At 69.1% G+C, this 3470-nt stretch carries 3 protein-coding genes; all 3 read left to right on the plus strand.

The window, feature by feature from the left end; translation table 11 throughout:
- The coding region (leuC, locus tag AC1DY5_RS47490) for a 3-isopropylmalate dehydratase large subunit (protein ID WP_478121321.1) at positions 1–1350 on the plus strand (1350 nt) is incomplete at its 5' end.
- Between the two features lie 26 nt (positions 1351–1376).
- A complete protein-coding gene (gene leuD / locus AC1DY5_RS47495) occupies positions 1377–1970 on the plus strand; it encodes a 3-isopropylmalate dehydratase small subunit (protein WP_478121322.1) in 594 nt (197 codons plus the stop codon).
- Positions 1971–2003: 33 nt separating this feature from the next.
- Entirely contained in the window at positions 2004–3077 is a 1074-nt protein-coding gene (gene leuB / locus AC1DY5_RS47500) for a 3-isopropylmalate dehydrogenase (RefSeq protein WP_478121323.1), read from the plus strand.
- Positions 3078–3470: the final 393 nt, after the last annotated feature.

Here is a 3470-nt window from a genome sequence, read left to right on the forward strand (position 1 = left end):
GGCCAGAGCCTGCTGTATGTCGATCGACACCTGGTGCAGGACGGCTCCGCCCCTGCCTTCGAGATGCTGCGCCAGCGCGGCCTGGGCGTGCGGCGGGCGGACCTGGCCTTCGCCACCCCCGACCATTACGTGCCCACCGGCAGCCGCGTGCTGGCCGACATCGCCGATCCGGAGAAGCGCGCCATGGCGCAAGCGCTGCAGGACGACAGCACCGCGGCAGGCATCCGCTTCTTCGGCATCGACGACGAACGCCAGGGCATCGTCCATGTCGTCGCGCCCGAGCAGGGCTTGAGTCTGCCGGGCAGCGTGATCGTCTGCGGCGACAGCCACACTGCCACGCACGGCGCGCTGGGGGCGCTGGCCTTCGGCATCGGCGCCTCCGAGGTGGCCCACGTCCTGGCCACGCAAACCCTCTGGCAACGCAAGCCGCGCACCTTGCGCGTCGTGATCGACGGGCGGCTCGGCGAGGGCGTGTCGGCCAAGGACATCATCCTCGGCCTGATCGCGAAGGTGGGTGCCTCGAGYGGCACCGGCCATGTCATCGAGTACGCAGGCGAAGCGATCCGCGCCCTCTCGATGGAGGGCCGCATGACGGTCTGCAACATGTCGATCGAGGCCGGGGCCCGCGCCGGTCTCGTGGCACCCGACGACACCACCTTCCAATGGCTGGCGGGTCGCCCCCAGGCGCCCAACGGGCCGGAATGGGACGCCGCCCTCGCCCGCTGGCGCTGCCTGTCCAGCGACGACGGCGCCGTGTTCGACCAGGAGATTCGGCTGCATGCCGGGGACATCGCGCCCATGGTCACCTGGGGCAACAGCCCGGAGGACGCGCTGCCCATCACGGGCCGGGTGCCCGACCCGGCCGATGCCCCGAACGCCGAGCGGCGCGCCGCCTTGCAGCGCACCCTGGCCTACATGGGCCTCCAACCCGGCCAGTCGCTGACGGCGCTGTCGGTGGACCGGGTCTTCATCGGCTCCTGCACCAATGGCCGCATCGAGGATCTGCGCAGCGCCGCGGCGGTGGCGCGCGGGCGGCGCGTGGCCGACGGGGTGGAGGCCTGGGTGGTGCCCGGTTCGGGCCTCGTGAAGCGCCAGGCCGAAGCCGAGGGGCTGGACGCCATCTTCCGCGCGGCCGGCTTCCAGTGGCGGCATGCCGGCTGCTCGATGTGCCTGGGCACCAACGGCGACCAGGTCGGCGCCGRCCAGCGCTGTGCCTCGACGTCGAATCGAAACTTCGTGGGCCGCCAGGGTCCGGGTTCGCGCACCCACCTGATGAGCCCGGCGATGGCCGCGGCCGCAGCCGTCACCGGGCGACTCATGGACGTGCGCGATCTGCCGTCCGCGCACTGAAGACAAAGCACACGGACCTGCAACCCATGCAAGCCTTCAGACAACTCGAAGCCGTCGCGGCGCCGCTGGCCCGCGCCAACATCGACACCGACCAGATCGTGCCGGCGCTCTACCTGCAGAAGCCCCGCTCGGACAACTTCGGCCACTACCTGTTCCACGACGTGCGCCACGACGCGCATGGCGATCCCCGGCCCGATTTCGTGCTCAATGCTGACGACTATGCAGAGGCACGGATCCTCGTGGCGGGCCGCAACTTCGGTTGCGGCTCTTCCCGCGAACACGCGGTGTGGGCGCTCCACGACGGTGGCTTCCGGGTCGTGATCGCACCGAGCTTCGGCGACATCTTCCATTCCAACGCGCTCAAGAACGGGTTGCTGCCGGTGCGCCTGCCTGAGCCGGTGGTCGAGCGCATGCTCGCGGCGCTGCTGGCCGCGCCGGGCACCCGGCTGCAGGTGGACCTCGAAGCCCAGATCGTCAGCGGACCGCACGGCCGCACGGAATCATTTGCCATCGATCCCTTCGCTCGCCACTGCCTGCTGGAGGGCCTGGACGAGATCGACTACACRCTGACGCAGCAGGCGTGCATCGAGGACTTCGAGCGCCGCCACGCGCTGCGCTGACCCTGCTCCCACCCATTCAGAAAGGTTCCACAAATGAAGATTGCAGTATTGCCCGGTGACGGGATTGGCCGCGAGGTGACGGCGCAGGCGGTCAAAGTGCTCAAGGCCGTGGTGGGCCACGCCCAGCCGCTGGAACTCGTGGAGGCGGCGATCGGCCAGGCTGGCATCGACGCCGCCGGCGATCCGCTGCCCGCCGCCACGAGCGAGATCGCACGCAAGGCCGACGCCATCCTGTTCGGCTCGGCCGGGATGCCGGGCGACGAGGCGATTCCATTCATGATGCGCCCCGGCGCCAGCCTGCTGCGCCTGCGCAAGGAACTCGGCCTGTTCGCCAATTTCCGACCGGCCTTCCTGTTCCCCGAGCTGCTGGGCGCCTCGACGCTGAAGCCGGAGGTCGTGGAGGGGCTGGACCTGATGATCCTGCGCGAACTGACCGGCGACGTGTACTTCGGCGAGCCGCGCGGCACCGGCATCAATGCGAAGGGCGAGCGCGAGGCCTTCAACACCATGCGCTACACGGAGCCGGAGATCGAGCGCATCGCGCACGTCGCGTTCCGCACCGCGCGCTCGCGCCAGCGCCGGCTGTGCTCGGTCGACAAGGCCAATGTGCTCGAGGTCATGCAGCTCTGGCGCGAGGTTGTCACGCGCGTCGGCCGGGACTATCCGGACGTCGAACTCACGCACCTCTTCGTCGACGCGGCCGCGATGCAGCTGATGCGCGCGCCGAAGCAGTTCGACGTGATCGTCACCGGCAACATCTTCGGCGACATCCTGTCCGATGCCGCCGCCATGCTCACGGGCTCGATCGGCATGCTGCCTTCGGCATCGTTGGCGGCAGGCAGCTTCGGGCTCTATGAACCGGTGCACGGCACCGCACCGGACATCGCCGGCAAGAACCTGGCGAACCCGCTGGCCTCCATCCTCTCGCTGGCGATGCTGCTTCGCTATTCCTTCGACCAGGCGGCCAACGCCGAGCGGGTTGAACATGCCGTGCGCCGGGTGCTCGCGGATGGCTTGCGGACCGGGGACATCTTTCAGTCGGGCTGCACGCGGGTGGGAACCGAGGAAATGGGCGACGCGGTGGTGGCTGCGCTGGACAGGGCCTGAACGAAGCGAGCGGCCGGGTCCGGCCTGAAATCGAATCGTCCGGTTCCACGCCTGCAGCCAGCGGGGTTATGTGGCAGGGCTCCGGCAGAATCCTAGGGTTTACCCCAGAATCGACCGCTGATGACCAACGAAGTGCTTTCATGCTGATCCTCTTGATTGTTCTTGGCGCCGCCGGCGCCCTGGTTTTCCACGGCGTCCAGACATCGAAAGAGGTCGATGAGTCGAACTGACCCCTCGACACCCGCCCAGCTTCAAGCCGGGCGCGAGAGCACGACGACGCCATCGGCAGCCCGCACGCCCTGACCCGCCGGCAGCAGTCGATGGCCCAGCTGCGCCGTCATCAGCGAGAAAGCCACGATCGCCGAGACCAGGGCCTCGACGTCGGCCTTGGGG

Source organism: Variovorax sp. P4_D9 (assembly GCF_056401695.1).

Excerpts from the sequence above, each read along its gene's own strand:
- leuB (WP_478121323.1), top strand. The coding sequence starts at position 2,004 with ATGAAGATTGCAGTATTGCCCGGTGACGGGATTGGCCGCGAGGTGACG.